We start from the raw sequence: 21706 nt of genomic DNA on the forward strand, positions 1-21706 counted from the left end.
TCCCAAATTTTCAATCAAAAGTCAGGGGCAGCAGGATTGGCGTAAATGATTAAGTTCAGTTTAATGGTCCGGCGTTGCGGAGAACGAACGTCAAGCACCTCGGCACGGCTGAGAATTTTGCCGAGCGAATAGAGCAAAAGGGCCGCCAATCGGGCAAAATCAATTGATGGCCATCCTTGGCCATAAGCGGACAATCTCCGTCGCTTAACTCCCAGCCCCCCGCCGATCATCGATCACCTTGCCGTCGTTGGGCAGGCTGCCGGGGGCAACGAACTCGACCCCGCCCTTGAGCTTGCAGGTCGCCTGGATGGTGTCGGCGAGGGCGGCGGCGAGGGCGTCCGGGGCGGGCGGGGTGGTCTCGCACATCAGGGTCATGACGTCGGTGCCGTCCCGGCGGTCCACCACCATGCGGGCGCGGGCGATTTCCGGGTGGCGCTTGACGATGTCGGCGATCTGGCGCGGGTGGATGAACATGCCCTTGACCTTGGCGGCCTGGTCGGCGCGGCCCATCCATCCCTTGATGCGGGTGTTGGTGCGCCCGCAGGGGCTGGCCCCCGCCATCACCGCCGACATGTCGCCGGTGGCGAAGCGGATCAACGGATAGTCGGTATTGAACGGCGTGGTCAGAAGAACCTCGCCGACCTGGCCCGGTTCGACCGGCTCACCCGTGCCGGGGGTGACGATTTCCAGGATCAGGCCCTCTTCCAGGATCAGGCCTTCGCGGGCCTGGCTTTCATAGGCGATCAGGCCGACGTCGGCCGAGGCATAGATGTTGAAGGCGTCGATCCCCGAGGCGTCGCAGGCGGCGCGCTGATCGGGCAGGAAGGGTTCTCCGCCGACGGCGGCCCTGGCGAGCGACGACACGTTGGCGCCCGTCTCGGCGGCCTTGTCGAGCAGGATCTTGAGGAACGACGGCGTGCCGCAATAGGCCGTGGGGCGGATGTGTTCGATGGCGCGGACCTGCAACTCCGTATTGCCCACGCCGGCGGGCACCACGGCGCAATCGAGGGCCTGGGCGCCGCTGTCGACCATCAGCCCGGCCGGCGTCAGGTGGTAGGAAAAGCTGTTGTGCAGGACGTCGCCCGCGCGCATCCCGGCGGCATACAGCCCGCGCGCCATGCGCCACCAGTCGGCGCCCTGGCCGTCGGCGTCGTAGGTCGGCCCGGGGCTTTGGTAGATGTGGCGCAGCCGGCCGTCGGGCACGGTCGTCAGGCCGCCCAGGGTATGGCCCGGCGCCTGCCGGTCGACCAGTTCCGACTTGCGGATCACGGGCAGCTTGGCCAGCGCCGCGCGGTCGATGATCCCGGCCGGGTCGATGCCGGACAGGACTTCGCGGTAATAGGGGGATTTCGCCTTGGCATGGGCCAGCAGGCCCCGCAGCCCCTCGAACAGGTCCGCCTCGCGGGCCTCCGCCGCCCGGGTTTCCAGATCGTCGTAATGGGGGGTGTCGGGCATGGTCGGTCTCTCGTTGTTGGTTGCACGCAAATGCGTCGCCGCAATCCGTGCCGGATTGCTCGGGATTTGCGTCAGAGCCAGCGCTTGCGGCGGCGGTAGTGCTTCACGTCGCGGAAGCTTTTGCGGCCTTCCCCGGCAAGGCCGAGGTAGAATTCCTTCACGTCCGGGTTTTCCCGCAGCCCCGCCGCGTCGCCGTCCATGACCACGCGGCCGTTTTCCAGGATGTAGCCGTAATCGGCGTACTTCAGGGCGATCATGGTGTTCTGTTCGGCGAGCAGGATGGACACGCCCTCCTGCTCGTTGAGCGCCTTCACGATCTCGAAAATCTCCTCGACCAGTTGCGGGGCCAAGCCCATGGACGGCTCGTCCAGCAGGATGGTGTTGGGATTGGCCATCAGCGCCCGGCCGATGGCGGTCATCTGCTGTTCGCCGCCCGAGGTATAGCCCGCCTGCGAGGTGCGGCGTTCCTTCAGGCGCGGGAAATAATGGTAGACCTTCTCCAGGCTTTCGGCGACGGCGGCGGCGCCGTCGGTGCGGGTATAGGCGCCCGTCATCAGGTTGTCTTCGACGGTCAGATGTTCGAAGCAGTGGCGGCCTTCCATGACCTGGATGACGCCGCGTTTGACCAGTTCGTTGGGCGTCAGGCTGTCGACCCGTTCGCCGCGGAACAAAATCTCACCCTTGGTGACCTCGCCGCGTTCGGCCCCCAGAAGGTTGGAGATGGCCTTCAGCGTCGTCGTCTTGCCGGCGCCGTTGGCCCCGAGGAGGGCGACGACGCCCCCCTCGGGAACCTCAAGCGATACCCCCTTCAACACCAGGATCACATGGTCGTAGATGACCTCGATGTTGTTGACCACGAGCGGTGACGTCTGGGCGGCCGCCTCGGTCTTCTGTTCAACAGCCTGTACCATGAACCTCGCCTTTCGTGCTCTGTTCGGGGGCCCGTCGGAACCGCTTACTTGCAGGTCCGGGGCGTGATGTTGTTTTCCTTCGCGTAGGCCGCGGCATCGGCCTCCACGATGGGGCGGACGATGTCGCGCATCGGCGTCAGCCATTCGCTGGCGTAGGACCACTTGGCGCCGTCCCATTTCTGGATGATCACCGGCCCCATGGTTTCATGGTCCTCGCAGGTGATCTTGAGCGGGCTGACCATCCCCTTGAACCCGAGCTTGTCCAGGGTTTCCTGGGTGATGTTCAGGTTTTCGAGGCCCCAGCGGACCTGTTCGCCGGTCAGGGATTTCTTGCCGAACTTGGCCTGGGCCGTGCGCACGGCTTCGGTGGCGAACATGGCGTTGACGACGCCGCGGTTGTACAGAACCTCGCCGACCTTGTTTTCCTTGGCCGCCGCCGCATCACCGCCGTAGATGTGCTTGATGATGTCGGCATGAACGCCGAAGTCGGTGCCCGCGCCGTGGAAGGTGGTCGACAGGTAGCCCTTGGCGCCGTCGCCGGCGGGCACCACGTCGGCGTCCGAACCGGACCACCAGTTGCCGACGAACTGATCCATGGGATAGCGGATGCCGGCGGCTTCCTTGATGGCGACCTGGTTCATCACGCCCCAGCCGGACATGAAGATGAAGTCGGGCTTGATGCGGCGGATCTGGCGCCACTGCGAGGCCTGTTCCTGGCCCGGATGATCGACCGGGACCAGGGTCAGCTTGTAGCCGTAACGCTTGGCCAGAACCTCGAGCGTCGGGTTGGCTTCCTTGCCGTAGGCCGAGTTGTGGTGCAGGTGGACGATCTTCTTGCCGGCCAGCTTGTCGTATCCGCCGGCCCGGCGCGCGAAGTACTTGATGACCGCGGACGCCTGCGACCAGTAGGTGGCGGGCGGGTTGAAGACCCATTCGAACACCCGGCCGTCGGCCGCCGAGGTGCGCCCGTAGCCCATGGACAGGATCGGAATCTTGTCGACGCTGGCCTTCGGGATCAGCTGATAGGTGATGCCCGTGGAATAGGGGTTGAACAGGCTGGCGCCGGTCGGGCCGTTGCCCTTCAGCTTTTCATAGCATTCGACACCCAGGTTGGTTTTGTACTGGGTTTCGCATTCCTCGAAGGTGACGGTGACGCCGTTGATGCCGCCGTCGCGCTTGTTCAACAGGGTGTAGTAATCGCGGAAGCCGTTGGCCACGGGAATGCCCGACGGCGCATAGGCGCCCGTGCGGTAGACGAGCATCGGAAAGAACTGCTCGTCCGCCTTGGCGGTTTCGGCCGCGGCGAACGTACCGAGGCCAACCACGGTCGCAGCCGTGGCCAGTACCAGTTTACGGAACTTCATGGTTGTGTCTCCCAGTTGCGGACGCCCCGGTTTTTGTGGGGCTTGGTCCTTCGGATTATCCCTCGGATCGTGGCACGCGGGGCAAGGGGCCCCAACGCGCACAACCCGGTTTCCAACGTCGCTTGTTATTGGTCTTGGCGGCAGTCGCGCCGCGTCACTTCAAAAATTCTCGGGCCGTCCCGTCAGTACGGGAACGGCCATTTCCTAAGCTTCTCGCGCAGAATCTGCCATAGCCGCGCGAAGCCTTCCGGCTCGACGATCAGGAAAAAGACGATCATCACGCCGAAGATGATTTCCTCCAGGTGCTTCTGCAAAGCCGTGGAAATATCCAGGCCGATCATGGGCGGAAAGTTGGTCAGGAAAATCGGCACCAGAATGATGAACGCGGCCCCCATGATGGAGCCGCCGATCGATCCCAGCCCGCCGATGATGATCATGAACAGCACGCGGAACGACACGGTGGCCAGATCGAAGGCTTCCGTTTCGGCCGATCCCAGCCAGCAGAAGATCATCAGGGCGCCCGCCACGCCGCAGTAGAACGACGAAATGGCAAAGGCCAGAAGCTTGGTCTGCAATGGGCGGATGCCGATGATTTCGGCGGCGATGTCCATGTCGCGGATCGCCATCCAGTTCCGCCCGATGCGCCCGCGCACCAGGTTCTTGGCGAACCAGGCGAAGACGATCAGGAAGGTCAGGCAGACGATGTAGCGGGCTTCGGGCGAGGCCGAGGGCCCGGTGATCAGCACCCCGAACAGTTCGCGCGGCGGCGCGGTGATCGTGCCCGACGGGTTGTTGTTGTAGAACCAGCCGACCTTGTTGAACAGCCACAGGATGAAGAACTGCGCGGCCAGGGTCGCGACGGCCAGATAGAAGCCCTTGATGCGCAGCGAGGGCAGCCCGAACACCACGCCGACGGCGGCGGCGCAGCCGCCCGACAGCAGGATCGCGACGATCACGTTCATGCCTTCGATGTTGGTGGTCAGCTTGTAGCAGGCATAGGCGCCGACGGCGGCGAAGGCCCCGGTGCCGAGCGAGACCTGCCCCGCGTAGCCCATCAGGATGTTCAGGCCGATCGCCATCAGGGCGAACACCAGGAACTGGATGAAAATCGCCTGCAACCAGTATTCGTCGGCGAACAGGGGCACCGCATAGGCGGCGAGAATCACCAGGATCACGGCGATCTTGTCCTGGAACACCGGGAAAACGGCCTGGTCGCCCTGGTAGGTGGTCTTGAACTGTCCGGCTTCGCGGTAGAACATGTCTCGGATCCTTCCTACACGCGCTCGATGATTTTTTCGCCGAACAGCCCCTGGGGCCGGAACACCAGGAACGCGAGGGCGAGCATGTAGGCGAACCAGTTTTCGATGGCGCCGCCCAGGGCCGGGCCCCAGAACCCTTCCGCCACCTTTTCGCCGACGCCGATGATCAGGCCGCCGACGATGGCGCCGGGCACCGAGGTGAACCCGCCCAGGATCAGCACCGGCAGGGCCTTCAGCGCGATCAGAGACAGCGAGAACTGCACCCCCGACTTGGCCCCCCAGACAATCCCGGCGACCAGCGCCACGATGCCGGCGATGGTCCACACGGCGATCCAGATGGTCTTCAGCGGGATGCCGACGGAAAGCGCCGCCTGATGGTCGTCGGCGACGGCGCGGAGTGCGCGGCCCATGGGCGTTTTCTGGAAGAACACGGCGAGGGACACCACCAGGAGTGCTCCGATGACGGCGGCGGTCACGTCGAAGGTGTTGAGCAGGATCTTGCCGCCGAGAATGTCGAACGGCTGGTCGGGAATGCCGATCTCCAGGCGCTTGACGTCGGATCCCCACATCAGCTGGCCCGTGCCCTCCAGGATGAAGTTGAGGCCGATCGTCGCCATGAACAGGATCAGGCCTTCCTGGTTGACCAGATGGCGCAGCATCAGGCGTTCGACCAGGAAGGCGAGCGCCACCATCACGGCAACGGTGAGGATCAGCGCCGCCCATAGCGGCACCCCGTGTTCCATCAGGCCGACCAGGGTCAGGGCGGCGAACAGCACCATCGCCCCCTGGGCGAAGTTGAACATGCCGGACGCCTTGAAGATCAGCACGAAGCCCAGCGCCACCAGGGAATAGAGGACGCCCGTTGACAGCCCGACCAGCACCAGTTCGGTAAAGTAGTACGGGCTTTCCCATATCTCGATGAACGGGGTGACCAGGATCGATTCGAGAAATTCCATAGGTGTCGTTCCCTCCGCGCCCTAGTCGTGGCTGACGCCCAGATAGGCGTCGATCACGTCCTGGTTGCGCTTGACCTCGTCCGGCGTGCCGTCGGCCAGTTTCTTGCCGTAGTCCAGCACGACGACCCGGTCGGAAATGTCCATGACCACGCTCATGTCGTGTTCGATCAGGACGATGGTGGTGCCGTATTCGTCGTTCACGTCGAGGATGTAGCGGACCATGTCCTCCTTTTCCTCGTGGTTCATGCCGGCCATCGGCTCGTCGAGCAGCAGCAGATCCGGTTCCGCCGCCAGGGCGCGGCCCAGTTCCACCCGCTTTTGCAGGCCGTAGGGCAGGCGGCCCACGGGCGTCTTGCGGATCGCCTCGATCTCCAGGAAGTCGATGACCTCTTCCGCCTTGGCGCGATGCTCCAGTTCTTCCCGAAGGGCCGGGCCGTAATAAAGGGCCTGCCAGAACAGGTTGCGTTTCATCTTCAACCCGCGCCCGGTCATGATGTTGTCGAGCGTCGACATGCCCTTGAACAGGGCGATGTTCTGGAAGGTGCGCGCGATGCCTTCCCCGGCCGCCTCATAGGGCTTGGCCGTGTCGCGGCGCTTGCCCTTGTAGGTGATCGCCCCTTCCTGGGGATGGTAGAAGCCGTTGATGCAGTTCAGCATGGACGACTTGCCGGCCCCGTTGGGCCCGATGATGGCGAGGATTTCGTGTTCGCGCACGTCGAACGACACGTTGTCGAGCGCGCGCACGCCGCCGAACGACAACGACACGTTCTCCACCTTCATGATGACGTCGCCGATGACGCGTCCGGTGGGTGTCTGGGGGCCGTCCGGCATTTAGGTTCCTTTCGCTCCTATGCGCCGCGGGTGCCGTTCATGCCGCCGCCTGTGCCGCGCCGGGCGGGACCACTTTGGCGTCGCGGATTTTCAGATCGGCGTGGATGGTGTCCGTGCGGCCGTCCTCGAAGGTCACGGTCGCGGTGACTTCGCAATGGTCCTGGTCCGAATAAAGGGCGGCGATCAGGTCACCGTAGCGTTCGGTGATGACGCTGCGCCGAACCTTGCGGGTGCGCGTCAGTTCGCCGTCGTCGGCGTCCAGTTCCTTGTGCAGGATCAGGAACCGCTTGATCTGCGATCCCGCCAGCTTGTCGTCCTGGGCCAGGTCGGCGTTGACCTTGTCGACGCAGTCGGCGATCAGGTCCAGAACCTCGGGCCGGCCGGCCAAGTCGGTGTAGCCGGTATAGGCGAGGCCGCGCCGTTCGGCCCAGTTGCCGACCGCTTCCAGATCCATGTTGATGAACGCCGCGACATAGTCCCGGCCGTCGCCGAAGGTTACGGCCTCGGACACGAAGGGGAAGAATTTAAGTTTGTTTTCCAAATATTTGGGCGCGAACAGCGTGCCGTCGGTCAACTTGCCCACGTCCTTGGCCCGGTCGATGATCTTCAGATGCCCGTCGGCGTCCAGGAATCCGGCGTCGCCGGTATGGACCCAGCCGTCGGCGGTCTTGGTCTCGGCCGTGGCTTCGTCGTTCTTGTAATAGGCCTGGAACACGCCGGGGCTTTTGAACAGGACCTCGCCCGTGTCGGCGACGCGGATATCGACCCCGGGGGCCGGCACGCCCACGGAATCGGAGCGGATGTCGCCGTTGGGCTGGATGGTGATGAACACGGACGCCTCGGTCGAGCCGTATAACTGTTTCAGATTCAGGCCGAGGGATCGGTAGAAATCGAAGATGTCCGGGCCGATGGCCTCGCCCGCCGTATAGCCCAGCCGCATGCGCGTCAGGCCGAGAACGTTCTTGAGCGGCCCATAGACCAGGAACTCGCCCAATCGGTACTTCAGGCGGTCGATCAGCGGCACGGGTTTGCCGTCCAGGATGTCGCGCCCGACCCGGCCCGCCAGATCCATGAAGTAATGGAACATGCGCTGCTTCCAGGGCGCGGCGTCCTCGATCCGGATCATCACCGTGGTCAGGATGTTTTCGAAGATGCGCGGCGGCGCGAAGAAATAGGTCGGGCCGATTTCGCGCAGGTCCTGGAGCACCGTTTCCGCGCTTTCCGGGCAGGCGACGCAGAAGCCATGGGTGAAGGCCTGGGCGACCGAGAAGATATGGTCGCCGACCCAGGCCATGGGCAGATAGGCCAGCATCTCGTCGTCGTCGGTCAGGCCTTCCCAATCGGCGGCGTTGCGCGCCGTCTGGATCAGGTTGTCGGCCGTCAGCATCACGCCCTTGGGCCGGCCCGTGGTGCCCGAGGTATAGACCATGATCGCCAGATCCCCGCCGCCCCCCTTGGCGACCTCGTCGTCATAGAAGCCGGGGGTGGCGGCGTCGAATGCGCGGCCCTTCGCCTGCACGTCGGCGTACAGGTGGAGGAAATCCTGGGTGTAATGGCGCATGCCGCGCGGGAAATGATAGATGATCGTTTCCAGCAGGGGCAGGCGGTCCTTGATCTCCAGCAGCTTGTCGACTTGTTCCTGGTTCTCGACCACGGCGAAACGGCATTCCGCGTGCGCCAACACGTATTGCATCTCGTCGGCCACGGAATCCTGATAGATCGGCACGGGCACGCCGCCCACGGCCTGGGCCGCGGGCATGGCCCAGTACAGGTGCGGGCGGTTGTCGCCGATGATGGCCAGCCGGTCGCCCCGCTTGAATCCCAATGCCGCCAGACCGCAGGCGAGTGCGCGAACCTCGTCGGCGACCTCGGACCATGTCCAGGTCTGCCAGATCCCGTAATCTTTTTCGCGGCTTGCGGGTTTGCCCCCCCGGATGCGCGCGTTCGCGGCCAACAGTTTGGGAAAAGTGTCTAGGCCCGCCGCAGTATCGCCGGACATGGATGTCTCCCTGATAAATCCTCAGCCTTCTTAAAATTTCGTGCTTTAGGATTTTTTGAATTTACCGTCTCTTGAAGGACGTTGAGATAAAATAACATGCAGATTGATCTGGAAGACGCAAGCCGAAATATCCCGCATCGACACACGGGTGCGTGAGAACGGGCGCTTGACGCTACGTAATATTGGCCGTTCACATCCGAATGTGTTCCGCGTGGCGAAACGCGGACGTTGACCGGCCTCATGAAAGACGCCGCATGACTATGGACATGAAGGCAGATTTCGGTGCCACTGCGTCTTGTGCGCAGGCGGCAGCACCGAATTTAGGGGCGCCAGGTGAGGCACGTTTCAGGAAGTCGACGCACCTCATTGGGGCTCAGGCTCTCGTCCTAAGCCCCGGCCAATAACGGTAACGGTGCGGCAAACCTGACGGGCACTTACACGCGCGGCGGTGCGAACCTGGTCAAGTTAATGCCATCCACCGCGGACTTGTACTCGTCAACGCTTGGCGTCCGCCCGAGGATCGTCGACAACACCACGACCGGCGTCGACGCCAGCAGCGACTCCCCTTTCTTTTCAGCGGAGTCCGCCACAACCCGGCCCTGGAACAGGCGGGTCGATGTCGCCATGACCGTATCGCCCTTTTCCGCTTTTTCCTGGTTGCCCATGCAGAGGTTGCAGCCGGGACGCTCCAGATAAAGGGTGTTCTCGTAGGATTTACGCGCCTCGGTCTTGGGGGCCGTGTCATCGAACTCGAACCCGGCGTACTTTTGCAGGATTTCCCAATCGCCTTCCGCCTTCAACTCATCGACGATGTTGTAGGTCGGCGGCGCGACAACCAGGGGCGCCTTGAACTCGATCTTGCCGTTCGCCTTTTCCAGGTTGCGGAACATTTGCGCGACGATGTTCAGGTCGCCCTTGTGCACCATGCAGGAACCGACGAAGCCCAGATCGACCTTCTTGTTGCCGCCGTAATAGGAAATCGGGCGGATGGTGTCGTGCGTATAGCGTTTCGCGACGTCGATGTTGTCGACGTCGGGGTCGGCGATCATCGGCTCGTTGATCTGGTCCAGATCGACGACGACTTCCGCGTGGTATTTGGCATTGTCGTCGGGCCGCAGCGCGGGCTGTTCGCCGGATTTGATTTGCGCGATGCGTTTGTCCGCCTTGTCGATCAGCCCCTGAAGCATCCCTGACGGGATTTCCATGCCCTTGTCGATCATGATCTGGATGCGGGACTTGGCGATTTCCAGGGATTTGATGAGGGTTTCATCATTGGAAATACAGATCGACGCCTTGGCCTTCATCTCGGCGGTCCAGTCGGTGAAGGTGAAGGCCTGGTCCGCCAGCAGCGTGCCGATGTGCACTTCGATGATGCGGCCCTGGAAAACGTTTTCCCCGTCGAACTGGGCCAGCATCTGGGCCTGGGTCGCGTGGACCACGTCACGGAAGTCCATGTGGTCGGCCATCTTGCCCTTGAAGGTCACCTTGACGGACTCAGGAACGGTGATGTTCGCCATGCCCAAGGCCAGCGCCAGCGCAACGGTGCCCGAGTCGGCCCCGAAGGCGACGCCTTTGGACATCCGGGTGTGCGAGTCGCCGCCGATGATGATCGCCCGGTCATCGACGGTGATGTCGTTCAGGACCTTATGGATGACGTCCGTCATCGCCGGGTAGACGCCTTTCGGGTCGCGGCCGGTGACCAGCCCGAACTTGTTCATGAAGGCCATCAGCTTGGGCGTATTGGCCTGCGCTTTGCTGTCCCACACGGAGGCCGTGTGACAGCCGGATTGGTAGGCGCCGTCCAGAATCGGGGAGATCACGGTCGCGGCCATGGCCTCCAGTTCCTGGACGGTCATCGGGCCGGTCGTGTCCTGGGAGCCGACGATGTTGACCTTCACCATGGCGTCGGAACCCGCGTGCAGAACGGTTCCTTCCGGAACGCCCACGGCGTTGTTGTTGAAGATTTTCTCGACCGCCGTCAGGCCCTGACCCGGGTGGGAGACCACCTTGGCGGGCGCGAAGACCGGCTTCGGCTCCACCCCCAGGGTTTCGGCGGCGAAAATCTGAAGTTTCTTGCCGAAGTCGATGGCATAGGAGCCGCCGGCCTTCATGAACTCGATCGATTGCGGCGAGAAGGCCTTCGAAACGTCGGCCAGTTCCTCGGAGCCGTCTTCGTTCAGGAGCTTCTTGGCTTTCGTGTCGATGGTCAGGGTCGTGCCCGTGGCGACGGAGTATTTTTCCTCCAGCACCGGGCTGCCGTCGTTGTTGATGATGGCGTTGCCGTCCGAGTCCACTTTCTTGACCCAGTTCTTAAGGTCCAGGCCGATGCCGCCGGTGACGCCCACCGTGGTCTGGAAGATCGGCGAAATCCCGTTGGTGCCGGCGACGATCGGCGCGATGTTGACGAACGGCACGTAGGGGCTGGCCTGCTCCCCCATCCAGAGCGCCACGTTGTTGATCCCGGACATGCGCGACGAGCCGACGCCCATCGTGCCTTTCTCGGCGATCAGCATCAGGCGCTTGCCGGGATGCTGGAGCTTCAGCGCCTGGATCTCTTTCTGGGCCTTTTCCGAGATGAAGCTCTTGCCGTGCAGTTCCCGGTCGGCGCGGGAATGGGCCTCGGCACCGGGGGACATCAGGTCGGTGGAGATATCGCCTTCCGCCGCGACGTAGGTCACGACGTCAATTTTGTCCTGGATTTCCGGCAGTTTGGTGAAGAATTCGGCATCCGCGTAGCTTTGCAGGATATCCTTGGCGATCGGGTTGCCGGCCTTGTAGGCGGCTTGCAGGCGGTCCGTGTCCGCGTCGTACAGAAAGACCTGCGTTTTCAGAACCTCGGCCGCGGCCTTGGCGATGTCGGCATCGTCGCCCAACGCCAGGTCGAGCAGCACCTCGACCGACGGCCCGCCCTTCATGTGCGACAGAAGCTCGAACGCGAAGTCCCGCGTGATCTCCTTGACGTCGGCCTGGCCGAGAATGATCTCTTTCAGGAACTTCGCCTTGACGCCTGCCGCGCTGGTCGTTCCCGGCAACGTGTTGTAAATGAAGAATTTCAGCGAGTCTTCCCGATGCGCGTTGCCGGTGTCCTTGATCTGCGCGATCAGTTCTTCGACAAGCGCGCCGTCTTCGATCGGTTTCGGATGCAAATCCTGCTTTTTACGTTCTTCGATTTCGGCCAAATAATCCGTGTACAAGCTCATGATTGCTCCGCGATCCTGGGTGTTCTCGACAAACCAACGGCGGATCGAGTAGACGATCTCGCCGAAAAGGCGCCGGGGATGGTTTAGTTTAGCCTAGTTCGGCTTGCAAGGTGAATCCAATCGCTTGATATGTTGGGGTTTAGCCCGGTTTCATTCCGAATCAGCGGTCGTGCCGGGCTCAGACGTAAACGGCGTGATTGGCCTGAAAAACCCTCCTTTCTCTCAGCCCGGTCGACATCGCGTCACGCCTTGACCGTTGCGTGGATGTGAAGAGTTTCCGGTTCCTGGTTGACCTGACCCATGGGGCACCGTAGCTATAGGCAGAAGGGGGATTAGTGCTGAGTTCAGCATGCGCAAAATCATGCGCGAGCGCCAAGCGGAGGTTCCCCATATGTCCATCACCGGCCAAGATACTCTTAAAACCCGCCGCACCCTTACGGTCGGCGGCAAGGAATACGATTATTTCTCTCTGGAAGCGGCGGAGGCGGCCGGCATCGGCGCCGTCGGACGGCTGCCGTTTTCCCTGAAGGTTCTGCTGGAAAACCTGCTGCGCCGCGAAGACGGGCGCACGGTTACGGTCGATGACGTCAAGGCCGTCGCCAAATGGCTCGACACCCGCACGTCGGACCACGAAATCGCCTACGGGCCCGCCCGCGTGCTGATGCAGGATTTCACCGGCGTTCCGGCGGTGGTCGATCTTGCCTCCATGCGCGACGCCATGAACACGCTGGGCGGCGATCCGGCCAAGATCAACCCGCTGTCGCCGGTCGATCTGGTCATCGACCACTCGCTGATGATCGACAACTTCGGCACCCCGACCGCGTTCAAGGAGAACGTCGACCTGGAATTCGCGCGCAACCAGGAACGCTATGAGTTCCTGAAATGGGGTCAGGGCGCCTTCGACAACTTCCGCGTCGTGCCGCCGGGCACCGGCATCTGCCACCAGGTCAACCTGGAGTATCTGGCCCAGGTCGTGTGGACGACCGAAGTCGACGGCAAGCAGATCGCCTATCCGGATACCTGCGTCGGCACGGACAGCCATACCACCATGGTCAACGGCCTGTCGGTTCTGGGTTGGGGCGTGGGCGGCATCGAGGCCGAGGCGGTGATGCTGGGCCAGCCCGTGTCCATGCTGATCCCCGAAGTCGTCGGCTTCAAGCTGACCGGCGCCTTGGCCGAAGGCATGACCGCGACGGACCTGGTCCTGACGGTCACGCAGATGCTGCGCAAGAAGGGCGTTGTCGGCAAGTTCGTCGAATTCTACGGCGACGGCCTGGATCACCTGTCCCTCGCCGATCAGGCGACCATCGCCAACATGGCCCCGGAATACGGCGCCACCTGCGGCTTCTTCCCGGTGACCCAGGCGACTCTCGACTATCTGATTTTCACCGGCCGCGACGCCGACCGCGTCGCCCTGGTCGAAGCCTACGCCAAGGCCCAGGGCATGTGGCGTGATTCCTCAACGCCCGATCCCATTTACACCGACACCCTTGAACTGGACATCGGCACCGTCGTGCCGTCCCTGGCCGGCCCGAAACGGCCCCAGGACCGCATCAAGCTGACCGACGCCGCCTCGTCCTTCAAAGACAACTTCAAGGAAATCTCCGCCGGCCGCGACACGCAGAAGACCGTCGATGTGCCCGGTTGCGATTTCAAGCTGTCCGACGGCGCCGTCGTGATCGCCGCCATCACCAGTTGCACCAATACGTCGAACCCGGCGGTGCTGGTCGCCGCCGGTCTGGTCGCCAAGGCGGCAAACGAACGCGGCATGACCAAGAAGCCCTGGGTCAAGACGTCGCTCGCCCCCGGCAGCCAGGTCGTCACCGACTATCTGAACGCGGCCGGCCTGACCGAACACCTGGACGCCCTCGGCTACAACCTGGTCGGTTACGGCTGCGGCAGTTGTATCGGCAACTCGGGCCCCCTGCCGGAAGACATCCACGAGGTGATCGAGGAACAGAACCTGTGTGTCGCCGCCGTACTGTCGGGCAACCGCAACTTCGAAGGCCGCGTGCATCCGCTGACCCGCGCCAATTATCTGGCGTCGCCGCCGCTGGTCGTCGCCTATGCGCTGGCCGGCAACATCAACATCGACCTGTTGAAGGACCCGATCGGCCAGGACCGCGACGGCAAGGACGTGTTCCTGAAGGATATCTGGCCAACCAACGCCGAGGTCAAAAAGGTCATGGACGCCTGCGTGACGCCGGAAATGTTCCGCGCCCGCTATGCCAACGTGCTGGAAGGCGACGAGAACTGGAAGGCGATCAAGACGACCAAATCGCTGACCTACAACTGGAATCCGGGATCGACCTATGTCCAGCACCCGCCGTTCTTCGAAGGCATCTCGATCGACGACGAAGGCAAGGCCGAGGACATCATCGGCGCCCGCCCGATCGCGCTGTTGGGTCAGTCGGTGACCACCGACCACATCTCGCCCGCCGGCAACATCAAGGAGGACAGCCCCGCCGGAAGCTACCTGATGGAACATCAGGTGCGCCCGATGGACTTCAACTCCTACGGCTCGCGCCGCGGCAACCACGAGGTCATGATGCGCGGCACCTTCGCCAATATCCGCATCAAGAACGAAATGGCCCCTGGCACGGAAGGCGGCTTCACCACCTTGCAGCCGACCGGCGAGACGACGACGATCTACGAGGCCGCCATGGGCTACAAGGCTCAGGGCATTCCGCTGGTGGTCATCGGCGGGGCCGAATACGGCACGGGATCTTCCCGCGATTGGGCGGCGAAGGGTACGCGCCTTCTGGGCATACAGGCGGTCATCGTCGAAAGCTTCGAACGCATCCACCGTTCCAACCTGGTCGGCATGGGCGTGCTGCCGCTACAGTTCCCTTCGGGCGTGACGCGCCAGACGCTGAAACTCGACGGCTCGGAAACCTATGACGTGGTCGGGCTCAACGCCGGCATCACGCCGCGCATGACCCTGACGCTCAAGATCCACCGCAAGGACGGCACGACGGAAGAGGTGCCGGTGCTGTGCCGCATCGATACCGTGGACGAGGTCGATTACTTCCTCGCCGGCGGCATCCTGCAATACGTGCTGAAGCGCCTCGCGGCATAAGGCTGTGCCCGGGGCGGCCCGGGCGCTGAAACGATCAAGGCCGGCCCCGTGACGGGGCCGGCCTTTTTCGTGGGGGGAGGGAGAGACGGGGGGAGGGGGAGACGGGGGCTATTTGGATTTCTTCTCCTTGTCGCCCTTATCCTTTTTCTCCTTTTTTTCCTTTTTCTCGGGCTTGTCCTTCTTCTCTTTCTTTTCCTTGGTCTGGCCCTTTTTCTTGTTTTCCTCGTCCTTGCGGTGATCGGCCGAGGATCCGCCCTTGTTGCCCTTGTTTTCCTTGTCGTCCTTGGCCTGGGCGCCGGGCGCCATGGCCACGAGAACGCCGCCCAACAGCAGGGACATGAAATCGCGTCGGTTCATTTCCTGGAATTCCTCTTTCTAGTTAGGTCGAAAATCAGACCAATAGGGAGGATAGCACCACAAAAGCAACCTGACGACGGTGATCCAGATCACGCGGGAGCGCTGAAATGCCCTGCGACCTTCACCCGCCTGTCATCACCGGTTCATGTTGAAAATCTATGGTCCCGGCAAGCGGCAATGGCGACCGGACCCGGGGGGACGCGGGTATCGGAACGCCGGACGACCAAGGTGAAATTCCAGTGAGGCCAATGAGGAGTCCCACGAGATGAACGAAGTGGCAATGATGTCCCGATACTACCTGAACCCTCGACGCGAACCGCAGATCGACGATGTCCTGAGCGACCCCGTGGTCCATCTGGTCATGGCGCGCGACGGCGTGACCCTGGACGACATGCGAGACGTGGTGTCGTCGGCGCGCGCGCGCCTTTTGTTCCGCCAGATGCTGGCGGCGGAAAGTTCCTTCTAAATACTTCCTGGGAACACGGCCCCGCGGCCCGGCGAAAAACGCCGGGCCGTCGGTCGTTTGGCCTAAGCCAGGCCCTTGGCCATCAGCTTGCTGAGCCGCTTGGCGAAGGCCTGCGCGTCGATCACCGGCTCGCCTTCCAGGATGCGGGCCTGGTCGAGCAGCAGGAAGGCCGCGTCGTCCAGTGCCGGGTCCTTGGCGTTCTTTTCTTGCGCCAGCTTGGCCAGCTTGGTGATCAACGCGTGGTCCGGGTTGAGTTCCAGGATGCGCGGCGCGAGGTTCCGTCCGTCCAACTGCTTGTGCTGTTTCAGCAGCCGTTCCAGGTTGATGTCCATGTCGCCGTCATCGGCGACCAGACAGACGGCGCTGTCGGTCAGGCGTTCCGACGGGCGCACGTCCTTGACCTTGTCGCCCAGCGCAACCTTGATCGCGGCGATCAGCTGATCCATGCCGGGGGCGGCAGGTTTGTCGTCGGCCTTGTCCGCATCGTCGTCAGCGGCTTTCTCGGCGTCTTTCGCCTTGGCGATCTTGGCCAGATCGGCGCCGCCCCGGGTCGCCGACTTGAACGGCTTTTCCTGGAACGCGCCGACATGGGACAGCCAGAATTCGTCGACCGGGTCGGTCATCAACAGGACTTCGACGCCCTTGGCCTTGAAGCCCTCCAGCTGCGGGCTGGCCAGTGCCGCCTCCGCGTCCTCGCCGGCGATATAGAAGATCGCGTCCTGGCCGTCCTTCATGGCGGCGACATAGTCGGCCAGGCTGATCCAGCCGTCGCGTTCCGAGCTTTTGAAGCGGGCGAGTTCCAAAATCCTCTCACGGTTGTCGCCGTCCTCATACAACCCTTCCTTCAGCACGGGACCGAAGGTTTCCCAGAACGTTTGGTAGTCCTCGGGCTTTTTCTCCGCCGATTTCTTCAGTTCGCCGAAGATGCGCTTGGTCAGGCCCTGGGAGATTTTCGCGACCACGGGGTTGTGCTGCATCATCTCGCGGCTGACGTTGAGCGCCAGATCCTCGGAGTCCACGACCCCCTTCACGAAGCGCAGATAGGGCGGCAGAAGTCCCTCGCAGTTGTCGGTGATGAACACCCGTTTGACGTAAAGCTTTACCTGTCCCGTGCGGTCCGGGTGGAACAGGTCGAACGGCCGCATGGAGGGGATGAACAGAAGGTTGGTGTAGCTGACCACGCCCTCGACCCGGTTGTGCAGGGTCATCCAGGGATCGTCGAAGGCATGGGCGGCGTGGTGGTAGAATTCCGTGTATTGCTCGTCCGTCACGTCCTTCTTGTCGCGGGTCCAGATGGCGGACGCGGTGTTCAGGGTCTTTTCCGCCGTCTCCTTGCCGTCGCCGGCCAGGACGATGGGAATGCCGATGTGGTCCGAATAGGTGCGCACGATGTGCTCGATGCGGGCGGGCTCCAGGTATTCCTTTTCGTCTTTCTTCAGATGCACGATGACGTCCGTGCCCCGCGTGTCGCGCGTCGCCGGCTCGATGGTGAATTCGCCGCGTCCGTCGGACGCCCATTTGAATGCGTTTTCCGTGCCTGCCTTGCGGGTCACGACCTCGACCAAATCGGCGACCATGAAGGCGGAATAGAAGCCGACGCCGAACTGGCCGATCAGCGATAGGGCCTTGTCCTTATCCTTTTTCCCGTCTCCGGACAGGCCCTCGACGAAGGCCTGAGTGCCCGAGCGCGCGATGGTGCCCAGGATGCCGGTCAGCTCGTCCTTGTCCATGCCGACGCCGTTGTCGGAAACGGTTAGCGTCTTGGCCTTCTTGTCCAACGAAAGGGTGATGCGAAAGCCGGGATCGCCCTCGATCAGCTTGGGTTCGGTCAGCGCCCGGTAGCGCAGCTTGTCGCAGGCGTCGGACGCGTTGGAGATCAGCTCGCGAAGGAAGATTTCCTTCTGGCTGTACAGCGAGTGGGCGACGATATCGAGAAGCTTACCCACTTCCGCCTGAAAGGCATGGGTTTCGACTTTGGTTTCCGTGGTCATGGCGCATTTACCCCCAAATCGTGGTCGCGGGGCGCCGCTTTCGGCGCGTCTTGCTCTTGGCGGGCGAGATATGTGACGGTGGGCCCAAGTTTGCAACCCCCGAAGGGGGCGGGACCATGGCGGACGACGACGACTTTGCGGACAAACGCCAGCGCATGCTCGACGAAATCGACCAGGACGCCCGGGACACGGCGTTCTGGACCGGGCGCAAGGCGTTTTCCGACGATACGATGGCGGCGCTGGAAGCGGTGCCGCGGCACGCCTTCGTGCGTCCGGGGGACGAGGTCGTTGCCTATATCAACCGGCCCCAGCCCATCGGCCGCGGCCAGACCATTTCCCAGCCTTATATCGTGGCATTGATGACCGACCTTCTCGACCTGAAGGGCACGGAAAAGGTCCTGGAGATCGGCACCGGCTGCGGTTATCAGGCGGCCGTTCTGGCCCATGTCGCGGCCCGCGTGTTCACGGTCGAGGCCGTGGAAGAGCTGGGCCGGGCGGCGGCGGAGCGGCTCAGGGCACTCGGCTACGGCAACGTGTCCGTGCGGATCGGCGACGGCTACCTGGGCTGGCCGGAAGAAGCGCCGTTCGACGCCATCATGGTCACGGCGGCCCCCGAACGCATTCCGGATGAGCTTATTCGCCAGCTTCGCCCCGGCGGGCGCATGATCCTGCCCATCGGCCGCGCCAACGACCGCCAGACCCTGACCCTGGTGGTCAAGGGCCCGGACGGCAAGGTAAGCGTCGACAGCGTCCTGCCCGTCGCCTTCGTGCCGATGGTAAAGCTCAAACAGCCGGACTAACGCCCTTGCGCCGGGCCGCCGTCGAGGCGACATTTAGGGGGTCATGGAACTCTCCACGCAGCGTCGGCGCATCATCGCCGTTTTGGGCCCGACCAACACCGGGAAGACCCATCTGGCGATGGACCGCCTGCTCGCCTATCCGTCGGGCATCATCGCCTTCCCGCTGCGGCTCCTGGCCCGGGAAAACTACGACCGGGCGGTCAAGAAGAAAGGCAAGGGTCAGGTCGCGCTGATCACCGGCGAGGAAAAGATCCTGCCCGAAGGGGCGCGCTATTTCCTGTGCACGGTCGAGGCCATGCCGCTCGACCGGCCGGTCGATTTCCTCGCCGTCGATGAAATCCAGATGTGCGCAGACCCGGACCGTGGGCACATGTTCACGGAACGGCTGCTGAAGGCGCGCGGGCGGTTCGAGACCATGTTCCTGGGCGCGGAGACCGTGCGCCCCTTGATCCAGCAACTCGTGCCCGAGGCCGAATTCATGACCCGCCCGCGCATGAGCGTGCTGCGCCATTCGGGGCATAAGAAGGTCACGCGCCTGCCGCCGCGCTCCGCCGTCGTCGCGTTCTCCGCCGCCCAGGTCTACGGCCTGGCCGAACTGGTGCGCCGTCAGCGGGGCGGGGCGGCGGTGGTTCTGGGGGCCTTGAGCCCGCGCACCCGCAACGCCCAGGTCGCCATGTATCAGGCGGGCGAGGTCGATTACCTGGTCGCCACCGACGCCATCGGCATGGGGCTGAACATGGACATCGACCATGTCGCCTTCGCCGGAATTTCCAAGTTCGACGGCCGTCACCGGCGTAACCTGGCGCCGGCCGAACTGGCGCAGATCGCCGGGCGCGCGGGGAGGGCGATGAACGACGGCACCTTCGGCACGACGGCGGATCAACGCGCCCTCGACCCGGACCTGGCCGAAGCCATCGAAGGCCATACGTTCGACCCCCTGACCAAGATCTACTGGCGCAACGGCGATTTGGATTTCGCCTCGGTCCATGCATTGAAGCACACCTTGACCCGCCCGGCGCCCAAGGGCGGGTTGATCCGCGCCCGCGCGGCGGAGGACGAACAGGCCCTGGCCCTGTTGCTGCGCGACGAAACGGTCATGGACCGCGCCCAGACGCCCGAGGCCGTGCGCCTGTTGTGGGACGTCTGTCAGGTGCCCGATTTCCAGGGCGTGATGACCGACGCCCATGCCAGCCTGCTGGCGACCATCTACAAATACCTGACCGGCCCCGAAGGCCGCCTGCCCGAGGACTGGATGGCGGGTCAGGTCAAGCGCCTGGACCGCACGGACGGCGACATCGATGCCCTGACCCAGCGCATCGCCCATATCCGCACCTGGACCTATGTGTCGTTCCATGGCGACTGGCTCGGCGATGCCCTGCATTGGCAGAACCGCACCCGGGCCATCGAGGATCGGCTGTCCGATGCCCTGCACGACCGCCTGACCCAGCGCTTCGTCGACAAAAGCACGGCGCATCTGATGATGAAGCTGAAGGACACGCCGGACCTGATGGCGGCGGTCACGGCGTCGGGCGACGTGGTGGTCGAAGGCCATCCCGTGGGGCATCTCAAGGGGTTTCTGTTCGACGCGGGCGGGGCCGGCGGGGACGCCGCCGGCAAGGCCATCGCGGCGGCGGCGGGCCGGGCGCTGAAGGGCGAATTCCGCCGCCGGGTCCAGGCCCTGGAACAGGCGGCGGACAAGGACATCGCCCTGGCGCCGCTCGACAGCCCCGACGCGGGCACGATCCTGTGGGACGGCATTCCCGTCGGACGGCTGGTCAAGGGCGAGACCCTGCTGCGGCCTGCCGTGCGGGTGACGGCCTCGGACCTACTGGACGCCCAGGGCCGCGACCGGGTCGCCCGGCGGCTGGAGCGTTGGGTCGCGGATCATCTGGCGCATCTGTTCCGCGATCTTCTGGCCCTCGACAAGGCGGTCCTCACGGGGCCGGCCAAGGGCCTGGCGTTCCGCCTGCGCGAAGCCCACGGCTCGCTGCCACGTGCCCAGGTCGACGAACAGCTTGCCCTGATCGTCAAGGACGCCCGCCGCGACCTGCGCGCCGCGGGCATCCGCATCGGCCGCGAGACCGTGTTTCTGCCCGCCCTGGTCCGCCCGGCCCCCGCCGCCATGCGGGGGTTCCTGTGGTGTTTGGCCGAGGGCCGCCGTCCCGTGCCGCCGCCCCAACCGGGGCGGGTTTCCGTGCCGGCCGGGCGGCTGCCCGGGGACTATTGGGAACAGGTCGGGTTCCGCCGGTTCGGCAAGACGGCGCTGCGTATCGACATGGTGGAGCGCATCGCTGCCAAGGCCTGGGAGATGGCCAAGGCGGGCGGCAAGGATGGGTTCGAGGCCGCGCCGGACCTGTTGTCCCTGGCCGGGTGCACCGCCGCCGACATGGCGCAGATTCTCCGGGGTCTCGGTTTCAAGGGCCGGGAGGTCGAGGGCGCCCTGCGCTTCCGCCCGGCGGCGCGCCGGCCCGCGCCGGACGGCGCGGGCGCGGGCAAGCCCAAAGGAAAAACCGCCAAGGTTAAGGGCCAAGGGAAGAGCAAGACGAGCGCGGCCGCGTCGGCGCCATCCCCCAAGATCGACCCCCATTCCCCCTTCGCCAAGCTGAAGGATCTGGTTTTGTCATGACGGATGGAGGCGGCGGCAATCTGCGCCTGGACAAGTGGCTGTGGTTCGCGCGGTTCTTCAAGACCCGCTCGCTGGCGACCAAGTACGTGCAGTCGGGCAAGCTGCGGGTCAACACGGTGACCGTCGCCAAACCCCATTATTCCGTGAAGGTGGGCGACGTGCTGACCTTTCCCATGCGGGCGGGGGTCAAGGTCGTGAAGGTTCTGGACATGGGTGCGCGGCGCGGCCCGGCGGCCGAAGCCCAGGCATTGTACGAGGACCTGTCGCCGCCACCGCCGCCGAAGAATGCCGCCGACATCGACCGGCCGGGCAAGGTCGCCTTGCGGGATGCGGGCAGCGGCCGGCCGACCAAGCGCGAACGGCGGGAAACGGACCGCCTGCGCGGCGAGGATGCGGACGCCTGAGCGTAAAA

At 63.9% G+C, this 21706-nt stretch carries 15 protein-coding genes; 5 read left to right on the forward strand and 10 right to left on the reverse strand.

Features of this window, described 5'->3' with window-relative positions; translation table 11 throughout:
* Positions 1-204: 204 nt before the first annotated feature.
* The 8 genes from RJ527_10250 to RJ527_10285 all read right to left on the reverse strand — a co-directional run bounded on the left by RJ527_10250 (position 205) and on the right by RJ527_10285 (position 11975).
* Positions 205-1455, reverse strand: coding sequence for an AMP-binding protein (locus tag RJ527_10250; protein ID WND74428.1), 1251 nt, complete (start codon positions 1453-1455; stop codon positions 205-207).
* Positions 1456-1526: 71 nt separating this feature from the next.
* A complete protein-coding gene (locus RJ527_10255) occupies positions 1527-2366 on the reverse strand; it encodes an ABC transporter ATP-binding protein (protein WND74429.1) in 840 nt (279 codons plus the stop codon).
* 44 nt (positions 2367-2410) lie between these two features.
* Positions 2411-3730, reverse strand: a complete 1320-nt coding sequence (locus RJ527_10260) for an ABC transporter substrate-binding protein (GenBank protein WND74430.1) — start codon at positions 3728-3730, stop codon at positions 2411-2413.
* A 182-nt stretch (positions 3731-3912) separates the two neighbouring features.
* Entirely contained in the window at positions 3913-4989 is a 1077-nt protein-coding gene (locus tag RJ527_10265; protein ID WND74431.1) for a branched-chain amino acid ABC transporter permease, read from the reverse strand.
* A 14-nt stretch (positions 4990-5003) separates the two neighbouring features.
* Positions 5004-5945, reverse strand: coding sequence for a branched-chain amino acid ABC transporter permease (locus RJ527_10270; protein ID WND74432.1), 942 nt, complete (start codon positions 5943-5945; stop codon positions 5004-5006).
* A gap of 21 nt (positions 5946-5966) precedes the next feature.
* Entirely contained in the window at positions 5967-6776 is an 810-nt protein-coding gene (locus RJ527_10275) for an ABC transporter ATP-binding protein (protein WND74433.1), read from the reverse strand.
* Between the two features lie 37 nt (positions 6777-6813).
* Positions 6814-8775, reverse strand: a complete 1962-nt coding sequence (locus RJ527_10280) for an AMP-binding protein (protein WND74434.1) — start codon at positions 8773-8775, stop codon at positions 6814-6816.
* Between the two features lie 434 nt (positions 8776-9209).
* The gene (locus tag RJ527_10285; GenBank protein ID WND74435.1) at positions 9210-11975 is read right to left on the reverse strand and encodes a bifunctional aconitate hydratase 2/2-methylisocitrate dehydratase; all 2766 of its coding nucleotides are present in this window, start codon (positions 11973-11975) and stop codon (positions 9210-9212) included.
* A gap of 391 nt (positions 11976-12366) precedes the next feature.
* On the opposite strand from RJ527_10285, the gene acnA reads away from it, so the two are divergent.
* Positions 12367-15054, forward strand: a complete 2688-nt coding sequence (gene acnA, locus RJ527_10290) for an aconitate hydratase AcnA (GenBank protein ID WND78046.1) — start codon at positions 12367-12369, stop codon at positions 15052-15054.
* 108 nt (positions 15055-15162) lie between these two features.
* On the opposite strand, the gene RJ527_10295 is transcribed toward acnA, so the two are convergent.
* Positions 15163-15411: a hypothetical protein gene (locus tag RJ527_10295; GenBank protein WND74436.1), complete on the reverse strand. Its 249-nt coding sequence runs from the start codon at positions 15409-15411 to the stop codon at positions 15163-15165.
* 265 nt (positions 15412-15676) lie between these two features.
* Here RJ527_10295 and RJ527_10300 point away from each other — a divergent pair, with 265 nt between their 5' ends.
* On the forward strand, positions 15677-15877 hold the full coding sequence (locus RJ527_10300; protein ID WND74437.1) for a hypothetical protein: 201 nt from the start codon (positions 15677-15679) through the stop codon (positions 15875-15877).
* Positions 15878-15939: 62 nt separating this feature from the next.
* Here RJ527_10300 and htpG read toward each other — a convergent pair whose 3' ends face one another.
* A complete protein-coding gene (gene htpG / locus RJ527_10305) occupies positions 15940-17868 on the reverse strand; it encodes a molecular chaperone HtpG (protein ID WND74438.1) in 1929 nt (642 codons plus the stop codon).
* A gap of 116 nt (positions 17869-17984) precedes the next feature.
* On the opposite strand from htpG, the gene RJ527_10310 reads away from it, so the two are divergent.
* The 3 genes from RJ527_10310 to RJ527_10320 are packed head-to-tail and all read left to right on the forward strand — an operon-like array spanning position 17985 to position 21698.
* Positions 17985-18668 carry a protein-L-isoaspartate(D-aspartate) O-methyltransferase gene (locus tag RJ527_10310; GenBank protein WND74439.1) on the forward strand — a complete coding sequence of 228 codons (684 nt, stop codon included), beginning with the start codon at positions 17985-17987 and terminating at the stop codon, positions 18666-18668.
* A 43-nt stretch (positions 18669-18711) separates the two neighbouring features.
* Positions 18712-21294 (forward strand): helicase-related protein, encoded by a 2583-nt coding sequence (locus RJ527_10315; protein WND74440.1) that lies wholly within the window; start codon positions 18712-18714, stop codon positions 21292-21294.
* Positions 21291-21698 carry an RNA-binding S4 domain-containing protein gene (locus RJ527_10320; protein ID WND74441.1) on the forward strand — a complete coding sequence of 136 codons (408 nt, stop codon included), beginning with the start codon at positions 21291-21293 and terminating at the stop codon, positions 21696-21698. The genes RJ527_10315 and RJ527_10320 overlap by 4 nt, the downstream gene beginning before the upstream one ends.
* The last annotated feature ends 8 nt before the right edge of the window (positions 21699-21706 follow it).

It is taken from the genome of Thalassospiraceae bacterium LMO-SO8 (assembly GCA_031655335.1).
GTDB lineage: Bacteria > Pseudomonadota > Alphaproteobacteria > Rhodospirillales > Casp-alpha2 > UBA1479.